General features: G+C 74.7%; 15 protein-coding genes. 9 read left to right on the forward strand and 6 right to left on the reverse strand.

Going from position 1 to position 18,128, the window contains the following annotated elements; all coding sequences use genetic code 11:
- Positions 1-8 precede the first annotated feature (8 nt).
- Complete coding sequence (locus BLW63_RS16495; RefSeq protein ID WP_091158568.1) at positions 9-1,616, reverse strand: alpha/beta hydrolase; 1,608 nt, start codon at positions 1,614-1,616, stop codon at positions 9-11.
- Positions 1,617-1,815: 199 nt separating this feature from the next.
- Between BLW63_RS16495 and BLW63_RS16500 the strand changes: the two genes are divergently transcribed.
- Complete coding sequence (locus tag BLW63_RS16500; protein WP_091158571.1) at positions 1,816-2,586, forward strand: DUF2470 domain-containing protein; 771 nt, start codon at positions 1,816-1,818, stop codon at positions 2,584-2,586.
- Between the two features lie 43 nt (positions 2,587-2,629).
- On the opposite strand, the gene BLW63_RS16505 is transcribed toward BLW63_RS16500, so the two are convergent.
- Positions 2,630-4,642, reverse strand: coding sequence for an AAA family ATPase (locus BLW63_RS16505; protein ID WP_091158574.1), 2,013 nt, complete (start codon positions 4,640-4,642; stop codon positions 2,630-2,632).
- Positions 4,643-4,715: 73 nt separating this feature from the next.
- A complete protein-coding gene (locus tag BLW63_RS16510) occupies positions 4,716-5,696 on the reverse strand; it encodes an aldo/keto reductase (RefSeq protein ID WP_091158576.1) in 981 nt (326 codons plus the stop codon).
- Positions 5,697-5,875: 179 nt separating this feature from the next.
- On the opposite strand from BLW63_RS16510, the gene BLW63_RS16515 reads away from it, so the two are divergent.
- The 4 genes from BLW63_RS16515 (at position 5,876) to BLW63_RS16530 (ending at position 8,941) form a co-directional block, all read left to right on the forward strand.
- On the forward strand, positions 5,876-6,709 hold the full coding sequence (locus BLW63_RS16515; RefSeq protein ID WP_091158578.1) for an undecaprenyl-diphosphate phosphatase: 834 nt from the start codon (positions 5,876-5,878) through the stop codon (positions 6,707-6,709).
- Between the two features lie 154 nt (positions 6,710-6,863).
- Complete coding sequence (locus BLW63_RS16520; protein WP_091158580.1) at positions 6,864-7,565, forward strand: histidine phosphatase family protein; 702 nt, start codon at positions 6,864-6,866, stop codon at positions 7,563-7,565.
- 49 nt (positions 7,566-7,614) lie between these two features.
- Positions 7,615-8,166, forward strand: a complete 552-nt coding sequence (locus BLW63_RS16525; RefSeq protein ID WP_091158582.1) for a DUF3090 family protein — start codon at positions 7,615-7,617, stop codon at positions 8,164-8,166.
- A gap of 19 nt (positions 8,167-8,185) precedes the next feature.
- Positions 8,186-8,941 carry an SCO1664 family protein gene (locus BLW63_RS16530; RefSeq protein ID WP_091158584.1) on the forward strand — a complete coding sequence of 252 codons (756 nt, stop codon included), beginning with the start codon at positions 8,186-8,188 and terminating at the stop codon, positions 8,939-8,941.
- 66 nt (positions 8,942-9,007) lie between these two features.
- Here the strand turns inward: BLW63_RS16530 and BLW63_RS16535 are convergent, their stop codons facing one another.
- Positions 9,008-9,346 (reverse strand): ester cyclase, encoded by a 339-nt coding sequence (locus BLW63_RS16535; protein ID WP_170856816.1) that lies wholly within the window; start codon positions 9,344-9,346, stop codon positions 9,008-9,010.
- A gap of 201 nt (positions 9,347-9,547) precedes the next feature.
- Between BLW63_RS16535 and BLW63_RS16540 the strand changes: the two genes are divergently transcribed.
- Complete coding sequence (locus BLW63_RS16540; RefSeq protein WP_091158589.1) at positions 9,548-9,934, forward strand: VOC family protein; 387 nt, start codon at positions 9,548-9,550, stop codon at positions 9,932-9,934.
- An 83-nt stretch (positions 9,935-10,017) separates the two neighbouring features.
- On the opposite strand, the gene BLW63_RS16545 is transcribed toward BLW63_RS16540, so the two are convergent.
- Complete coding sequence (locus BLW63_RS16545) at positions 10,018-10,734, reverse strand: maleylpyruvate isomerase family mycothiol-dependent enzyme (protein WP_091158592.1); 717 nt, start codon at positions 10,732-10,734, stop codon at positions 10,018-10,020.
- A gap of 89 nt (positions 10,735-10,823) precedes the next feature.
- Here BLW63_RS16545 and mshC point away from each other — a divergent pair, with 89 nt between their 5' ends.
- Complete coding sequence (gene mshC, locus BLW63_RS16550; protein WP_091158595.1) at positions 10,824-12,107, forward strand: cysteine--1-D-myo-inosityl 2-amino-2-deoxy-alpha-D-glucopyranoside ligase; 1,284 nt, start codon at positions 10,824-10,826, stop codon at positions 12,105-12,107.
- A complete protein-coding gene (locus BLW63_RS16555; protein WP_091158597.1) occupies positions 12,107-13,141 on the forward strand; it encodes an HD domain-containing protein in 1,035 nt (344 codons plus the stop codon). The genes mshC and BLW63_RS16555 overlap by 1 nt, the downstream gene beginning before the upstream one ends.
- 168 nt (positions 13,142-13,309) lie before the next feature.
- Here the strand turns inward: BLW63_RS16555 and BLW63_RS16560 are convergent, their stop codons facing one another.
- Complete coding sequence (locus BLW63_RS16560) at positions 13,310-14,173, reverse strand: PAC2 family protein (protein WP_091158600.1); 864 nt, start codon at positions 14,171-14,173, stop codon at positions 13,310-13,312.
- 114 nt (positions 14,174-14,287) lie between these two features.
- Between BLW63_RS16560 and metH the strand changes: the two genes are divergently transcribed.
- On the forward strand, positions 14,288-18,094 hold the full coding sequence (gene metH, locus BLW63_RS16565) for a methionine synthase (RefSeq protein WP_091158602.1): 3,807 nt from the start codon (positions 14,288-14,290) through the stop codon (positions 18,092-18,094).
- Positions 18,095-18,128 lie beyond the last annotated feature (34 nt).

The raw sequence follows: 18,128 nt of genomic DNA on the forward strand, positions 1-18,128 counted from the left end.
CCCGGGCTTCAGGGGAGCAGCAGGGCGCTGAGCACCTGGGTGGCAGCGGCCGCGCCTGTCGGCGCCGGCACGGGGGCCGCGAAGACCGTCTCCTGACGGCAGACGGTGCCCGCGGCGGGCAGGTTGCCGTCGACCAGGTAGGCCTCGGTGCTGCGGTCGATGCAGGCTGATGCGCCGCCGTACGCGGCGTGCCCGTCGCCCTCCATCGTCAGCAGCCGGGCCGTCCCGAGGTCGTCGGCCAGCCGCTCGGCCCAGGCGTACGGCGTCGCCGGGTCGTAGGTCGTGCCGATCACCAGCGGCGCCGGGGCGGACCCCGACGCCTCGAAGGGCCCGGCGAAGGCGTCCTCGTCGCGCACGGGCCACAGCGCGTAGTGGATCTCGGTGTACCCGCTGTTGCCGCCGAAGTGCGGGAAGGACGCCCAGGCCTCCGCGCCGCGGTCCAGGTAGACCTGCAGGTCGTCCTGCGGGTAGTGCTGCTCGGACGCGCTGATGGCGAACTGCCGGTCGCCAGGGGTGCTGTCGGCCAGGAACACCTGGTCTATCAGCGCCCGGATGAACGAGGCGTCCCCGTTGGCGGCCTCGGACAGCACTAGACCCAGCAGGCCCCACAGCTGCTTGGCGTAGAGCAACCGAGCGGTGACCAGCCGGATGTCGTCCGCGGTGACCGGCCGGGGGTCGGCGGGATAGGCGTCGGCCGGGACGGGCCTGGCCTCGGCCCCGGCCAGCAGCTGGTCGTAGGCCAGGTAGGGGTCAGTGCCACCGAAGCCGGAGCAGGCGACCTGGTCCACGGCGCAGGCCTCGGTGAAGCGGGCCAGCGCGATCTCGAAGCCGCCGGCTTGTTCCGCGGTGAAGCTCAACGGGTCGTTGACATACCCCTCGGCATCGACGGCGGCGTCCAGCACCAGCGCGCGATATCCGTCCGGGAACAGGCTGGCGTAGGTGGCGCCGATGGCGGTGCCGTAGGAGAACCCCAGGTAGCTGAGTTGCTCGTCGCCGACCGCCGCGCGCAGCAGGTCCAGGTCGCGGGCAACGTTGGCGGTCGAGAGGTGCTCGAGGATCGGGCCGTTGGTCGCGAGGCAGGCGTCGACGTAGCGCTCCGCCCGGGCCACGAGGGCGTCCAGGTCGACGTCGAGCGGGGTCGGCGTCGGGGTCACGACGGGGCCTCCGGTTTCCGGGTCGACCTGGCAGTCGATCGCCGGCGTGCTCGGCGCGACCCCTCGCGGCGCGAAGGCGACGATGTCGAAGCGCGGGTTGAGGCCGGCGAAGCGGTCGGCGCCGGCCTGCTGCAGGCGCGTCACGTACTCCCCGCCGGGGCCGCCGGGGTTGACGAACAACGACCCGATCCGGTTGGCCTGGTCGGTGGCCGGGACGCGCGCGAGGGCGATCTGCACCCGCGCGCCTTCGGGCTGGTCGTGGTCCATCGGCAGGTCGGCGGTCGCGCACTGCACACCGGCCGCGGTGGCCGGCTCCGTCATCCCGCAGGCTGCCCACGTCAGCTGCGGGACGGCGCCGGGCAGCGGCTCCGTCGCCGCAGCAGCGCCGGCGACTGTGGTCCCGCCGCCGGAGACCAAGGCGGCCACCGCCACCACGACGAGCGTTCGCGTGCACCTGACCACGGACCCCAGCTCCTCAGAGGACGCCGGGGCGCCGGGGAGCCAGCGCCCCGTGAACGGCGGCCATGAGACACCCGGGACGATCCCGCGGGCAAGGCCGCGGCCTGGCACCCCGGCGCGTCGCCCGCGGCGCGCCGGGAGGCTCCACCGTCCGCAGGTCAGGTTAGGCTCACCTAACTCGTTGCCGACCCGAGGGAGCCCCGTGACGTCGAGCCCCGCAGCGCCCGCCCTCCGTGCCGACGCTCCCGAGCGCGCCCGCACCGTCGCCGGCCGGACGCCGGCCGCGCTGTGCGTGCGCGGCCTGGCCGCCGGCCGTCCGCTGGCGCACGCGACGACCGCCTCGGGCGTGACGTACGTGCTGGTGCCGACCGGCGGGGAGGTCGACACCGTGCTCGCCGGTCACGACGACCTGACCGCCGTCCTCATGGTCAGCGACCGGGCGCCGCTGCCGCTGCGGGACCGGCTGCGCGCCCAGGTGTGGCTCTCCGGGTGGCTCGCGCCCGTGCACCCGGCCACGCGGCGTGCCGCGGCGCTCGCCTTCGCCGAGGCCCGGCCGGTGAGCCCGCTGCTCGACGTGGGGCGGGGGGTCACACTGCTGCGGCTCGACGTGGCCGAGGTGGTGCTGCGGGAGGGCGGGCACTGCACGGAGGTCGGCCCGCAGGCCCACGCGCAGGCCCGGCCGGACCCGCTGGCCGCCGTCGAGGCGCAGGTGCTGCAGCACCTCGACCGGGACCACCCCGAGGTGCTCGACCTGCTGCGACGCCGCATCCCGGCCGGCGACCTCGGACCGCGGGACGTCGTCCGCCCCCTGGGGCTGGACCGCTTCGGCTTCCGGCTGCGCATCGAGCGGCCCGTCGGGCACCGTGACCTGCGGGTGCCCTTCGCCCGGCCGCTGACCTGCCCCGGGCAGCTGCAGGCCGCCACCCGTCAGCTCGTCTGCGCCGCCCGGGCGGCCCGGGCGGCCCGGGCATAGAGGCGGTGCACACGTCCCGGCCCTGCAGACGTGGGTGTCGGTTCTATGCCTCGGCGTTCTCCGCCAGCAGCTGGGCCAGCCGGGTGCGCCGCGGCCGGACGTCGACCTGGCTCACCGCGCGGGCCAGCGCGGCCCCGGAGGCGTGCACGACCGACAGGTGCCGCTGGGCGCGGGTCAGCGCGGTGTAGACCAGCGGCCGCGAGAGCATCCCGCCGGCCTCCGGCGGCAGGACGACGACCACGCCGGGCCACTCCGAGCCCTGCGCGCGGTGCACGGTGATCGCCCAGCCGTGCCGCAGGTCGCTCATCGCCTTCCCGGTCACCGTCACCGGCCCGGAGGCGAAGTCGACGTCGAGCGTGCCGTCGCCGGTGCCGGTGACCACGCCGACCTCGCCGTTGGCGAACCCGATCGGCTCGAGGTCCAGGTGGTTGGCCGTGGCCACCACCCGGTCGCCGACGTCGAAGCCCCAGACCGTGCCGTCGCCCGGGTTGAGCTGCGCCTTCAGGGCCCTGTTCAGCTCGATCGTCCCCGCCGGACCGCGATGCACCGGCGTGACCACCTGCACGGTCGCCGGGTCGATCTTCAGCGCCCGCGGGATCGAGTCGGTGACCAGCTGCACCACCCGCCTGGCCGCCTCCGCGCTGCCCGACGCCGGGACGACGACCACCTCGCGGTCGGGGGAGTCCACCGGCGGCAGCTCCCCGGCCCGGACGGCGTTGGCCAGCCGCGCGATCGCGCCGCCCTCGGCCTGCCGGTACAGCGTGGTCAGCTCGGTGACCGGGACGACGCCCGAGTCGATGAGGTCGCCCAGCACGTGCCCCGGGCCGATCGAGGGCAGCTGCGCGGGGTCCCCGACGAGCAGCAGGTGGGTGCCGTCCTGGCAGGCCTCCAGCAGCGCGGCGGTGAGCTCGACGTCGAGCATGGAGGCCTCGTCGACGACCACCACGTCGGCGTCCAGCGGCCACTCCTCGTTGCGGGCGAACCCGCCCGAGGTGCCCTGCGCGCCCAGCAGCCGGTGCACCGTGACCGCCGGGTGGTCGGTCAGCTCCTCCAGCCGCTTGGCCGCCCGCCCGGTCGGGGCCGCGAGCGCGACCTCGGTGCCCTTGGACTGCAGCAGCCGCACCACCGCGGCGACCGTGCGGCTCTTGCCCGTCCCGGGCCCGCCGGTCAGCAGGCTGACGCCGGCGCCCAGCACCTGCGCCACGGCCTGCTTCTGCGCGTCGTCGAGGCCCTTGGCCACCGACCGGACGGCGGCGGGGTCGGCGATCCGCTCCGCGGTGGCCGCCAGCCTGGCCACGTTCTCCGCGACGGCCTCCTCGGCCATCCCGTAGCGGGCCAGCGACAGCATCCGTACGGCCTCGGTCCGGGTTCCCTCGCGAGCTTGCGAGCGGAGGGCAGACCGAGGTCCTTCTCCCGGCTCGGGCAGCTCGTCGAGATCGGCGTCCTCGTCGAGATCCGGCTCCGGGGGCTCGTGCTCGAGCACCTCGCCGGACTCGACCGCCGCGACGATCGCCGTGGCCGGGTCGGCCACTCCCTCGGCGCGCAGCGCGGCGACCACCAGATCGGCGGGGAGGACGGTGTGCCCGTCGCGGGTCGCCGTCCGCAGGGTCTGGGCCACGATCGCCCGGCCGCGGCGACCGTCCTGCTTGTCGGCCCCGGGCAGGACGGCGATGGCCAGCCGGTCGGCGTCGCCGAGGGTGACCCCGGTCAGGCCGAGCAGCGCCCACGGGTCGTCACGCAGCCGGCGGGCGGCGTCGTTGCCGAGGGCGTCGGCGGCGGACGAGGCGAGCTTGGCGTCCAGCCCCGCCCCGACCAGCAGCGCCACGACCTCGTAGGTGGGCTGCGCGGACAGGAAGCCGGAGAACAGCCGCTCGGCGCGCTGCCGGCCCACGCGGGGCAGCTTCAGCAGCCGGTCGGCGGTGACGTCGTCGGGGGAGGTGATCCCGGCGGCCGGCAGCTCGGCGGCCGCCCGCTTGCCCAGGCCCGGCCACAGGCCGGCCGCGCAGAAGGCGGCGAACACCGGCTCGGCGCCCGGCGTGGTCGGAGCCGCGGTCACGACACCTCCTCGCTGACGCTCGTCGGCGCCGGAACCGGCGCCGCTGTGCTCCTGGGTGGGCTCGCGAGCTCGCTCACCTGTCGTACCGCCGCTCGGGATAGCCGAAGTAGGGGGCCGAGACGTCCTCCAACGCGGTGCGGATCGCCGCGGGCAGCCGCACGGCATCGGCGTCCAGCGAGGACTGCAGCTGCTGCGCGGTGCGCGCGCCGACGACCGGGGCGGCGACGCCGGGCCGGTCGCGCACCCACGCCAGCGCCACGGCCAGCGGCGTGGTGCCCAGCCCGTCGGCGGCGGTGACCACCGCCTCCACGATCCGGTCGGCCGTCGCCGAGCGCAGCCCGTCGATGAAGCCCTGCCACTGCGGCGACGCGCCGCGGGACTCCGCCGGCGGGCCCTGCCGGTACTTGCCAGTGAGCAGCCCGCGGCCCAGCGGCGACCAGGCCAGCACGCCCAGTCCGAGCGCCTCGGCGGCGGGCACCACCTCGCGCTCGACGCCGCGCTGCAGCAGCGAGTACTCCACCTGGGTGCTGACGACCGGCACGCGGCCGGGCCAGGCCCGCTGCCAGGTGACCGCCTGCGCGGTCTGCCAGCCGGTGAAGTTGCTGACGCCGACGTAGCGGACCCGGCCCGAGGAGACGGCGGTGTCGCAGGCGGCGAGGGTCTCCTCGAGCGGGGTGGTGTCGTCCCAGGAGTGCAGCTGCCACAGGTCGACGTGGTCGGTGCCCAGGCGCTCCAGCGAGGCGTCGAGGGCGGCGAGAAGGTGCCCGCGGGAGGCGCCGCGGCCCATCGGCCCCGCCGCGGTCCGCCCGACGGCCTTGGTGGCGACCAGCACGTCCGAGCGCGGGACAACGTCGGCCAGCAGCCTGCCCAGCAGCCGCTCGCTGTCCCCGTCGCAGTACACGTCGGCGGTGTCGACCAGCGTGCCGCCGGCGTCGACGAACGCGGTCAGCTGCATCGCGGCCTCGTCCTCGTCGGTGTCCCGGCCCCAGGTCATGGTGCCCAGTGCCAGGCGCGAGACGACCAGTCCGCTGCGGCCGAGTGCGCGTTGCTCCACGGGAGGCCAACCTACCGGCGGGTCCGGACGGGAGCCGGGGAGCGCGGCGGTCCCTGCGTGCCGCGCCCGGCCGGTGCGCGCCGCCGCTTAGGGTGGCCTCCCGTGCTCCCGCTGACCGGCCCGCCCCACCGCCCCGCTGCCCGCCGCCCCCGCTCCGCCCGACCGGAGCGGAGCGCGCGATGAGCTGGCTCGAGGCCGTCGTCCTGGGGCTGGTGCAGGGGCTCACGGAGTTCCTGCCCATCTCCTCCAGCGCGCACCTGCGGGTGGTGGGGGAGGCCTTCGGCTGGGGTGACCCGGGCGCGGCGTTCACCGCCATCACCCAGATCGGCACCGAGGCCGCGGTGCTGCTCTACTTCCGCCGCGACATCGGCCGGATCATCAGTGCCTGGGTCCGCTCGCTGGGCGACCGCGCGGTGCGCCGCGACCCCGACGCCCGGATGGGCTGGCTGATCATCGTCGGCACGCTACCCATCGGCATCCTGGGCCTGCTGTTCCAGGACCGCATCGAGACGACCTTCCGGGACCTGCGCATCGTCGCGATCGCGCTGGTCGCCTTCTCGCTGGTCCTCTACTGGGCCGACCGGGTGGGCGGCAAGAAGCGCGAGCTCGACCAGCTGACCGTCGGGCACGGCATCGCCTTCGGGTTCGCCCAGGCCATGGCGCTGGTGCCCGGCGTCTCCCGCTCCGGCGGCACGATCACCATGGGCCTGTTCCTCGGCTACTCGCGGGCCGCCGCGGCGCGGTACTCCTTCCTGCTCGCCGTCCCCGCCGTCCTGGCCTCGGGCTTCTTCCAGGTCTACGAGGCGCTCACCGGCGGCGTGGCGGGGGAGTCGGTCGCCTGGGGGCCGACGATCGTGGCCACGGTGCTGGCCTTCGGCGTCGGCCTGGTCGTCATCGCCTGGCTGCTGCGCTACCTCGACCGCGGCAGCTTCACGCCGTTCGTCGTCTACCGGGTGGTGCTGGGCCTGCTGATCCTCGCCCTCGTCGGCGCCGGGGTGCTCGCGCCGCAGTGACGCGGGGCACCAGCCACCCGCCCGCCCGCCGCGTTGATCATGGGGTCGTTGCAGCAGGACACGCTCGACACGGCGCGTCCGCGAGCGACAAGCCCATGATCAACACGAGTCGGGCCGGCTGGGCACCGGGCTCGTCCTTCTAGGCTCGGGCGTCGTGACCACCGTGATCCTGCTGCGGCACGGCCGCACGACCGCCAACGCCGGCGGCGTGCTCGCCGGCTGGACCCCGGGCGTGCAGCTCGACGAGACCGGCGAGCGGCAGGCGAGGGCGGTGGGGGAGCGGCTGACGCCGGTGCCGCTGGCCGCCGTCGTGAGCAGCCCGCTGGACCGCTGCCGGCAGACCGCCGGCGCCGTCCTCCCCGGGCGCGACCTCGAGCTGGCCACCGACGACCGGCTCGGGGAGGCCCGCTACGGCGACTGGACCGGCCGCCCGCTCAAGGAGCTGGTCAAGGAGCCGCTGTGGAAGGTCGTGCAGCAGCACCCGTCGGCCGCGGTCTTCCCCGGCCCGGAGGGCGAGGGCCTGGCGCAGACCCAGGCCCGCGCGGTGGCCGCCGTCCGGGAGTGGAACGCCCGCCTCGGGCCCGACGCCGTCTGGCTGGCCTGCAGCCACGGCGACGTCATCAAGGCCGTGCTCGCCGACGCCCTGGGGCTGCACCTCGACCAGTTCCAGCGGATCGTGGTCGACCCGGCCTCGGTCTCGGTGGTCACCTACACCGAGACCCGCCCGTTCGTGGTGCGGGTCAACGACACCGGCGGGGACGTCGCCGCCCTGGTCCCGCCCAAGAAGCAGGGACGGCGCCGTCGCAAGGCCGACTCGGACGCGGTCGTCGGCGGCGGCGCGGGCGCGGCCGTCTGACCTCGCGTCTCGGCGTGCCCGCCGCGTCCGCCCGCGTAACCTGGGGCCCGTGCCGCGCCAGCTGTATCTCTTCGACCGCCCGTCCCGGTTCGTCGCCGGCACGGTGGGCCAGCCCGGCGACCGCACCTTCTACCTGCAGGCCGTCGACAGCGCCGGCCGCGTGGTCAGCGTGGCGCTGGAGAAGGCGCAGGTGCAGGTGCTCGCCGACCGGATGAACGAGCTGCTCGACGAGGTCGCGACCCGTCCGGGCACCGTCGTCCCGCCGGACGCCGAGGTCGACGACCTGGAGCCGCTCACCGCGCCGGTCGACGAGGAGTTCCGGGTCGCGGCCATGGGCCTGGCGTGGGACGGCGAGTCGCAGGCCGTCGTCGTCGAGGCCGTGGCCGCCGGCGACGAGCCGGTCGAGGAGGACGTGATCCTCTCCGACAGCGAGGAGGGGCCCGACGCGCTGCGGGTGACGATCACCCCCGCCGCCGCCCGCGCCTTCGTCGTCCGGGCCCGCCGGGTCGTGGCCGCCGGCCGCCCGGCCTGCCCGCTGTGCTCGCTCCCGCTGGACCCCGCCGGGCACGTGTGCCCGCGGCAGAACGGCTACCGCCGCTGAGCGCGATCCGGCCGCCCCGATGACCGAGCGTCCCGCCGACCCCGCCACGGGTCTGCGCCCCCCGGCCGACGACGCGGAGGCGCGCGCCCTGCTGCTCGACGGCGAGATCGACCTCGAGGGCCGGATGCTCGACGCCAGCAACGTCACGCTGGTCGGCTACGTCCGCACCGACGAGCTCGAGGCCGAGTGCGTCTACAAGCCGGTCGCCGGCGAGCGGCCCCTCTGGGACTTCCCCGACGGCACGCTCGCCGGCCGCGAGGTGTCCGCGGCGCTGATCAGCGAGGCGACCGGCTGGCGGGTCGTGCCGCCGACCGTGCTGCGCGACGGCCCGTTCGGCCCCGGCATGGTGCAGCTGTGGGTGGACGGCGACCCCGACGTCGACCTGACCGCGTTCGTGCGGTCGGACCACCCCGGGCTGCGGCGCATGGCGGTCTTCGACGCCGTCGTCAACAACGCCGACCGCAAGGGCGGGCACATCATCCCGACCTCCGCCGGGCACGTGTACGGCGTCGACCACGGCATCTGCTTCTCGGTCGACCCGAAGCTGCGCACGCTGCTGTGGCGATGGGCGGGCAAGCCGCTGCCGACCGAGGCGCTCGAGGTGCTGGAGAAGCTCACCGGTGACCTGCTCGGCGACCTCGGCGAGCAGCTGCACGAGCACCTCACCCGGCGCGAGGTGCGGCGCACCCAGCAGCGGGTCGCCGAGCTGCTGCGCACCGGCCGGCACCCGCAGCCCAGCGGCGACTGGCCCGCGCTGCCCTGGCCCCCCTTCTGACCGGCGACACCGGCGATCTCGCACGGACCGGTGCCCGCTCCGTGCGAGGTCGGCGATCTCGCCGGATCAGGGAGCCGGCAGGCGCCAGAGCATGGCGCTCAAGCCGACCGCGCCGAGCGCCCGGCCGTAGAGCTGCCGCATCTGCCCGAGGACGTCGGCCTGCTGCACCCGCTCGACGATGAGCCCGTCGACGACCCGGACGCGGTCGAAGTAGCTCGCGCGGTACCGCCGGTGGGTCGCCGGCGCGCCGTAGAGCCGGCCGTCGGCGGTGCCGCGGGCCTCGCCGTGCGCGAGCACCACGGCAGCGCCGTCCGCGGTGGCGGTGACGGCGACCTCCGCCAGCTCGACCCGCAGGTCGGGGATGCCTGCCAGACCCGCTCCAGCGACGCGGTGGCGTCGGTCCACCCGACCCAGCCGCCGGTGAAGCCCACGCAGTCCTCGCGGTAGCGGACGCGGTCCACGCAGCCGGCCGCGGCCGCGACGTCCCGGTCGTTCAACGCGCTCAGGAAGGTGCGATACACGACCTCGGGGCTGCGCTCCATGCGCGCCGACGGTAGGGCGGACGCCGCTCCCGCAGGCCGCGCGCCGCGACTAGGTTCCGGCACCGTGCCCCACCGCAGCCGCCTGGCCGTCCTCATGCTCGACCTGCCCCCCGACCTGCACGACGCCGGGCGGGCCTTCTGGTCCGGCGCCACCGGTCACCAGGTGTCCCCGGACCCCTCGGACGACAACTGGTCGTCGCTGGGCGCCTTCGCCGGCGGCTTCCACCTGGAGGTCCAGCGCACCGGGCACGGGACGCCGCCGCGCTGGCACGTCGACGTCGAGACCGACGACGTCGACGCGGAGGTGGCCCGGCTGGAGGCCCTGGGCGCGCGGCGGATCGCGGACATGGGCGGCTTCTGGCAGATGAAGGACCCCGCCGGGATGGTCTTCGACGTCGTCGGCGTCCAGACCGGGGACGACTTCGAGCGGAACGCCACCACCTGGCCCTGACGAAGGACCATCCTCCTCCCCACACCTCGCAGGCTCAGGCGGAGGGCCCCTGGAGGACGGCCGTTCCAGCACCGCGCCGCCCGTCAATCCAGCCGGACGAGGTCGAGCATCGCGGCGGCCTGCAGCCCGTCGCCGTCCACCGTGAGCACCTCCAGCGGCACCCGCCGCCAGACGGCGAGGAGCAGGTCGCCCGCCGTGCCGGTGAGCCGGGCGATGGGCACCGGCCGGGAGCCGGGGAACAGCACCCGCTCGACGCCGACGTCGACGGCGTGCAGGACGACGGGGTGCGCGTCCGCCGGCGGGCCCTGCGGCAGCGCGCCGGGGACCATCACCTCCAGCCACTCGTCGAGGCCGTCCAGGCCGACGTCGGCACGGACCGGGTGCACGTCGCCGAGCACCTGCTCGACGTCGGCGGTGTGCACGACCGCCTCCACCACCTGCCGGCGCAGCACGAAGCCGACGTCCTGCCGCGGCGCCCAGGTCCACACCCGCTCGGCCGGGTCGGCGCCGTCGAGCACCGTCTCCAGCTCCGCCGACTGGGCGAGGCCGAAGCCGAGCAGCTCGTCGTCCGGGTGCCGGACCGGCTCGGGATAGGCCCCCGGATCGGTCGCGCGGGTGCGCACCACCCACGCCCAGAAGTGCTGCACCTCGGCCAGGTGCCAGACCAGGTCGGCCAGCGTCCACCCGGGGCAGCCGGGCACCGGCGCCTGCCACCCCCGGGCCAGCACCGCCTCGGCGGCGGCGTCGGCGAAGCGGGCGTCGGTCTTCTGCAGGACCGGCAGGTACTCGTCGGGTGTCATCGCGCCCCTCTCCCCGCGGGCGGCGCCGCGGTCCTCCGACAGGATGAGGGCCGACCGGGCGCGTGGATAGCCGCCTCTAGGCTCGGTACGTGCTCGCCTGGCCCGCTCCGCTCCTCCCGACCCTCCCGGGCACCGGTCCGGTCCTCAAGCTGCACGACACCGCGCGCGGGGAGGTGGTCGACACCTCCCCGGACACGACGGCGCGGATGTATGTCTGCGGCATCACCCCCTACGACGCCACGCACCTCGGCCACGCCGCCACCTACCTGGCGTTCGACCTGGTCAACCGGGTGTGGCGGGACGCCGGCCACGCCGTCCACTACGTGCAGAACGTCACCGACATCGACGACCCGCTGCTCGAGCGGGCCGAGCGCGACGGCGAGGACTGGGTCGTACTCGGCATGCGGGAGACCGCGCTGTTCCGCGAGGACATGACCGCGCTGCGGGTGCTGCCGCCCGACGACTACGTCGGCGCGGTGGAGTCGGTGCCGCACATCGTGGCCCACGTGGAGACCCTGCTCGACGAGGGGCTGGCGTACGTGCTCGACGACGGCACCGGCGACGTCTACCACGACGTCGCACAGGCGCCGGGCTTCGGCAGCGAGTCCGGCTACGACGAGGCGACCATGCTGCGGTACTCCGCCGAGCGCGGCGGCGACCCCGACCGCCCGGGCAAGCGCAACCGGCTGGACCCGATGCTGTGGCAGGGGCAGCGGCCGGGGGAGCCGTCGTGGCCCGGCCCCCGCGGCACCGCCGGCCGCCCCGGCTGGCACATCGAGTGCGCCACCATCGCGCTGGAGACCATCGGCATGGGCTTCGACGTCCAGGGCGGCGGCAGCGACCTGGTCTTCCCGCACCACGAGTTCTCCGCCGTCCACGCGGAGGCGCTCTCGGGGACCAAGCCCTTCGCCCGGGCCTACGTGCACGCGGCGATGATCGGCCTGGACGGCGAGAAGATGAGCAAGAGCCGCGGCAACCTGGTCTTCGTCTCCAAGCTGCGCGGTGAGGGCGTCGACCCGATGGCGATCCGGCTGGCGCTGCTGGACGGTCACTACCGCACCGACCGCGCCTGGACGCCGGACCTGCTGGCCACCGCCGAGCGGCGGCTGGACACCTGGCGGCGCGCCGTGGCCCGGGACGCCGGCGCCCCGGCCGCCCCGGTGCTGCACGGGCTGCGCGAGCGGCTCGGCGACGACCTTGACAGCCCCGGGGCGATCGCGCTGGTCGACGACTGGGCCGCGCGCACGCTGGCTGCCGGGCCGGACGTCGACCGCGACGACGGCGCCCCGCGGGTCGTCGCCGACGCGGTCGACGCACTGCTGGGCATCGCCCTGGACCCCGCGCTGGACGGCCCGGCGCCCCGGTCGCGCTGATGGGCGGGGGGTCCTTCCGCCTGGTCGACCGGGCGGCACGGGAGCGCGAGGAGGCGACCCTCGCGCCGGCCGCCACCCGGTCGACGGCCACCCGCGGCCGCGCCGTCCCCGAGGCCGAGGACCCCCTGCGCACCGCCTTCGAGCGCGACCGCGACCGGATCCTGCACGCCAAGGCCTTCCGCCGGCTCAAGCACAAGACGCAGGTCTTCCTCAACCCCGACGGCGACCACTTCGTCACCCGGCTGACGCACACGCTGCAGGTCACCCAGGTCGCCCGCTCGCTGGCCCGCGCGCTCGGCCTCAACGAGGACCTCGCCGAGGCGATCGCGCTGGGCCACGACCTGGGTCACTCGCCGTTCGGGCACATCGGCGAGGACGCGCTGGAGCCCTACGTCCCCGGCGGCTGGCACCACGCCGCCCAGGGGGTGCGGATCGTCGAGGTGCTCGAGCACCTCAACCTCACCTGGGAGGTCCGCGACGGCATCCGGGCGCACAGCTGGAAGATCACGCCGCCGCCGACCACCCGCGAGGCCGAGTGCGTCCGCTACGCCGACCGCATCGGCTACCTGTCCCACGACGCGCTGGACGCCGTCCGGGCGGGGGTGCTGCAGGTGGCCGGCCTGCCGGCCCGGGCGCGTGCCGTGTTCGGCGAGCCGGGCAGCCGGATGGTCGGCGCGATGATCGACGCCGTCGTCGCGGGGTCGCTGGCCGACGGGGGAGCGGTGGTCATGGCGCCCGAGCCGCTGGAGGCCATGCACGAGCTGCGGGCCTTCATGTTCGAGCGGGTGTACGCCTCGGAGACCGCGGCCGGCCAGAAGCAGCTGGCCATCGACGTCACCCGGCGGCTGGTCGACCACCACCTGGCCCACCCCGGGCTCATCCCGGCGACCTACCGCGACACCTCCGCCGACCCGGTGACCCAGGTCGTCGACTACGTGTCCGGGATGACCGACCGGTACGCGCTGTCCACGCACGACCGGCTCTTCGACGCCGACGCGACCTCGGCGATGCGCCCGCTGCTCCGCACCCGCTGAACCCCGCCGTCCCGACACGCGGCACGGTCGTCCGCCCTGGACGACCGTTATCCCCAACTTGCGCTCTGCTCACGCGTTGTGCTGCCGCGCGAGATCTGCACACAGGCTGCGATCGAGGCCCCGAACGCGACCAGTGTGCAGATCTCGCAGCAGCGTGGGTGGCAGCCTTCAGTTGGGGGACGAGCCCCGGCGGCGCAGATACCTCTCGAACTCGCGGGCGATCTCGTCGCCGTTGGCCTGGGAGAGGTCGCTCTCGGTGGCCCGCTCCTCGAGCGAGCGCACGTACTCCACGACCTCGGCGTCCTCGTTGGCCATCTCGTCGACGGTCCTCACCCACTCGTCGGCCTGCTTGGGCAGCGCGCCCAGCGGGACGGTGATCTCCAGGACCTCTTCGACCCGCTGCAACAGCGCGACCGTGGCCCGGGGGGACGGCGGCTGAGAGACGTAGTGCGGAACGGAGGCCCAGAAGCTGATCGCCGGCAGCCCGGCCTGCACGCAGGCGTCCTGGAAGACGCCGAGGATGCCGGTGGGCCCCTCGTAGGTGGAGGCGCCCAGGCCCCATTTCTCGGCGGACTCGGCGTCGTAGGCCGAGCCGAACACCGGGGTGGGCCGGGTGTGCGGGGTGTCGGCCAGCAGGGCGCCGAGCCCGACGACGGTGTGGGCGTCGAGCTCCTGGCACAGCTCGATGAGCTCCTCGCAGAAGGTGCGCCACCGCATGTTGGGCTCGATGCCGCGGATCAGGACGACGTCGCGGCCGGCGTCCGGCGGGTGGGCGACGGAGATGCGCGTGGTGGGCCACTCGATCCGGCGGCTGACCCCGCCGATGAGCGAGACGCTGGGCCGGTTGACCTGGAAGTCGTAGTAGTCCTCGGGGTCGAGCGCGGCGAGCGGGGTGGCGTCCCAGATGAGCTCGAGGTGCTCCAGCGCCCCGGTGGCGGCGTCCCCGGCGTCGTTCCAGCCCTCGAAGGCGACGACCACCACCGGGTCGTCGAGCCGGGGCAGGTCCTCAGGGGTGGACTTCGGGTCGATCACCCCTGGGAGCCTACGTCGATCGCGCTCCCCGGCCGCGGGTCGCGACCCGCTCGACGCCACCGGCGTCCCCCGCGAGGGCGACCGGGGTCCCCCCGAGGCGGCTACCCTGGCTCGGTGCAGTCCCGCATCGAGTCGCCCGCCCTCCGCCCGGACGCGACCGCGGAACTGACGGCCGTGATGGGGCAGCGGATCCTGGTGCTCGACGGGGCCATGGGGACGGCGATCCAGCGCGACCGGCCCGACGAGGCCGGCTACCGCGGCGAGCGGTTCGCCGACTGGCCCACCGACGTGCAGGGCAACAACGACCTGCTGAGCATCACCCGGCCGCGGATCATCGCGGGCATCCACCGCGAGTACCTCGAGGCCGGCGCGGACCTGATCGAGACCAACACCTTCAACGCCACGGCGATCTCGCTGCGCGACTACGGCATGTCCGAGCTGGCCTACGAGATCAACGTGGCGTCGGCCCGGCTGGCCCGGGCCGAGGCCGACGCGATGACCGCCCGCACGCCGGAGAGGCCGCGCTACGTCGCCGGGGCGCTCGGCCCGACCAGCCGGACGGCGTCCATCTCGCCGGACGTCAACGACCCCGGCGCCCGCAACGTCACCTTCGACGAGCTGGTCGAGGCCTACCTGGAGCAGGCCGACGGCCTGGTCGACGGCGGGGTCGACGTCCTGCTCGTCGAGACGATCTTCGACACGCTCAACGCCAAGGCGGCGATCTTCGCGCTGGAGACGCTGTTCGAGCAGCGCGGCCGGCGCTGGCCGGTCATGGTTTCCGGCACGATCACCGACGCCTCCGGGCGGACGCTGTCCGGCCAGGTCACCCAGGCCTTCTGGCACTCGATCCGGCACGTGCGCCCGCTGCTGGTGGGGCTGAACTGCGCGCTGGGCGCCGCGGAGATGCGGCCCTACCTGGCCGAGCTCTCGCGCGTGGCCGACACCTTCGTCTCCTGCTACCCGAACGCCGGCCTGCCCAACGCGTTCGGCGAGTACGACGAGTCGCCGGAGGAGACCGCGGCGGTCCTCGCCGAGTTCGCCGGGTCCGGCTTCGTCAACATGGTCGGCGGCTGCTGCGGGACGACGCCGGCGCACGTCGCCGCGATCGCCGCCACCGTCGAGGGCCGGCCCCCGCGGACGCCCCCGCAGGTGCGCCCGGCGCTGCGGCTCTCCGGCCTGGAGCCGCTGACCGTCGACGCGGACTCGCTGTTCGTCAACGTCGGCGAGCGCACCAACATCACCGGCTCGGCCCGGTTCCGCCGGCTGATCCGCGAGGGCGACTACCCGACCGCGCTCGCCGTCGCCCGGCAGCAGGTGGAGGCCGGCGCGCAGGTCATCGACGTCAACATGGACGAGGGGATGATCGACGGCGTCGCGGCCATGGACCGGTTCCTCAAGCTGGTCGCCGCCGAGCCCGACATCTGCCGCGTGCCGGTGATGGTCGACTCCTCCAAGTGGGAGGTCATCGAGGCCGGCCTCAAGTGCGTGCAGGGCAAGTCGATCGTCAACTCCATCTCCCTCAAGGCGGGGGAGGAGGAGTTCGTCCGGCACGCGCGGCTGTGCCGCAAGCACGGCGCCGCCGTCGTCGTCATGGCCTTCGACCAGCAGGGCCAGGCCGACTCGCTGGAGCGCCGCCAGCAGATCTGCCGGCGGGCCTACGACCTCCTCGTCGACCAGGTCGGCTTCCCGGCCGAGGACGTCATCTTCGACCCCAACGTCTTCGCCGTCGCCACGGGCATCGAGGAGCACGCCCGCTACGGGCTGGACTTCATCGAGGCCACCCGCTGGATCAAGCAGCACCTGCCCGGCGCGCTGGTCTCCGGCGGCGTCTCGAACGTGTCGTTCTCCTTCCGCGGCAACAACCCCGTCCGCGAGGCCATCCACGCGGTGTTCCTGTACCACGCGATCGCCGCCGGCATGGACATGGGCATCGTCAACGCCGGGGCCCTCGAGGTCTACGACGAGGTGCCCGCCCGGCTGCGCGAGCGCATCGAGGACGTCGTCCTGGCCCGCCGCCCCGACGCCACCGAGCGGCTGCTGGAGGTCGCCGGCGAGTACGCCGGGGACGGCGCCGTGAAAGAGGTGGCCTCCGAGGAGTGGCGGTCGCTGCCGGTCGAGGAGCGCATCACGCACGCCCTGGTCAAGGGCATCGACGGGTTCGTCGAGGCCGACACCGAGGAGCTGCGGGCGCAGATCGCCGCGCGCGGCGGCCGGCCGATCGAGGTCATCGAGGGCCCGCTCATGGGCGGGATGAACGTCGTCGGCGACCTGTTCGGCGCCGGCAAGATGTTCCTGCCGCAGGTGGTCAAGTCGGCCCGGGTGATGAAGAAGGCCGTCGCCCACCTGGTGCCCTACATCGAGGCCGAGAAGCAGCCCGGCGACGCCGAGCGCAGCAACGGCACGGTCGTCATGGCCACCGTGAAGGGCGACGTCCACGACATCGGCAAGAACATCGTCGGCGTCGTCCTGCAGTGCAACAACTACGACGTCGTCGACCTGGGCGTCATGGTGCCGGCGCAGCAGGTGCTCGACACCGCCAAGGCCGAGGGCGCCGACGTCATCGGCCTGTCCGGGCTGATCACGCCGTCCCTCGACGAGATGAGCAACCTGGCCGCCGAGATGGAGCGGCAGGGCTTCGACATCCCGCTGCTCATCGGCGGGGCGACCACCTCGCGCGCGCATACCGCGGTCAAGGTGGCCCCGCGCTACCACGGCCCGGTCATCTGGGTGAAGGACGCGTCCCGGTCGGTGCCGGTCGTGGCCGCGCTGCTGTCCAACGAGCAGCGGCCCAGCCTGCTGGCCGGCGTCGAGGCGGAGTACGCGGGGCTGCGGGAGCGGCACGCCGCCCGGCAGGACACCCGCACGCTGCTGCCGCTGGCAGCCGCGCGCGCCGCCGCGCCGCCGCTGGACTGGTCCTCCTACGTCCCGCCGCGGCCGCGGATGCTGCTGCAGCAGGCCCGCGACGTCTGCGCCGGCCCGGCCTGCGACCACCGGCACTCGGTGACGCAGTTCACGCGGGTCCTCGACGACTACCCGCTCGAGGAGCTGCGCGGCTACATCGACTGGCAGCCGTTCTTCAGCGCCTGGGAGATGCGCGGCCGGTTCCCCGACATCCTGCACAACCCGGCGACCGGCGAGGCCGCCCGGCGGCTGTACGCGGACGCCCAGGAGATGCTCGACCGGGTCGTCGAGGAGCGCTGGCTGCGGGCCAGGGGCGTGTTCGGGCTCTTCCCCGCCAACCGGGTGGACGGCGAGGACATCGAGGTCTACACCGACGAGTCGCGCACCGCCGTCCGGACGACGCTGCACCAGCTGCGCCAGCAGACCGAGGGCCACGACGGCTCGCCCCGGAAGTCGCTGGCGGACTTCGTGGCGCCCAGGGAGAGCGGGTTGCGCGACTACGTCGGCGCGTTCGCCGTCACCGCGGGCCTCGGCTCGGCCGAGCGGGTGGCCGCGTTCAAGGCCGCGAACGACGACTACAGCGCGATCCTGCTGGAGGCGCTCGCCGACCGGCTGGCGGAGGCGTTCGCCGAGCGGCTGCACGAGCGGGTGCGCCGGGAGTTCTGGGGCTACGCCGCCGATGAGCACCTCGACAACGACGCGCTGATCGCCGAGCGCTACCGCGGCATCCGCCCCGCGCCCGGCTACCCGGCCTGCCCCGAGCACACCGAGAAGCGCACCATCTGGGAGCTGCTCGACGTCGAGGCGACCACCGGCATCACGCTCACCGAGAGCATGGCCATGTGGCCCGGCGCCGCGGTCAGCGGCCTGTACTTCGCCCACCCGAAGTCGCGCTACTTCCTGCTGGGGCGGCTGGGCCGAGACCAGGTCGAGGACTACGCGCGGCGCAAGGGCTGGACGCTCGCGGAGGCCGAGCGCTGGCTCTCGCCGAACCTCGGGTACCGCACCGACGACGAATAGAAGGACCTCCCCGCCCCCCACCACTCGTAGAAGG

The organism is Geodermatophilus africanus, assembly GCF_900107105.1.
Lineage (GTDB): Bacteria > Actinomycetota > Actinomycetes > Mycobacteriales > Geodermatophilaceae > Geodermatophilus > Geodermatophilus africanus.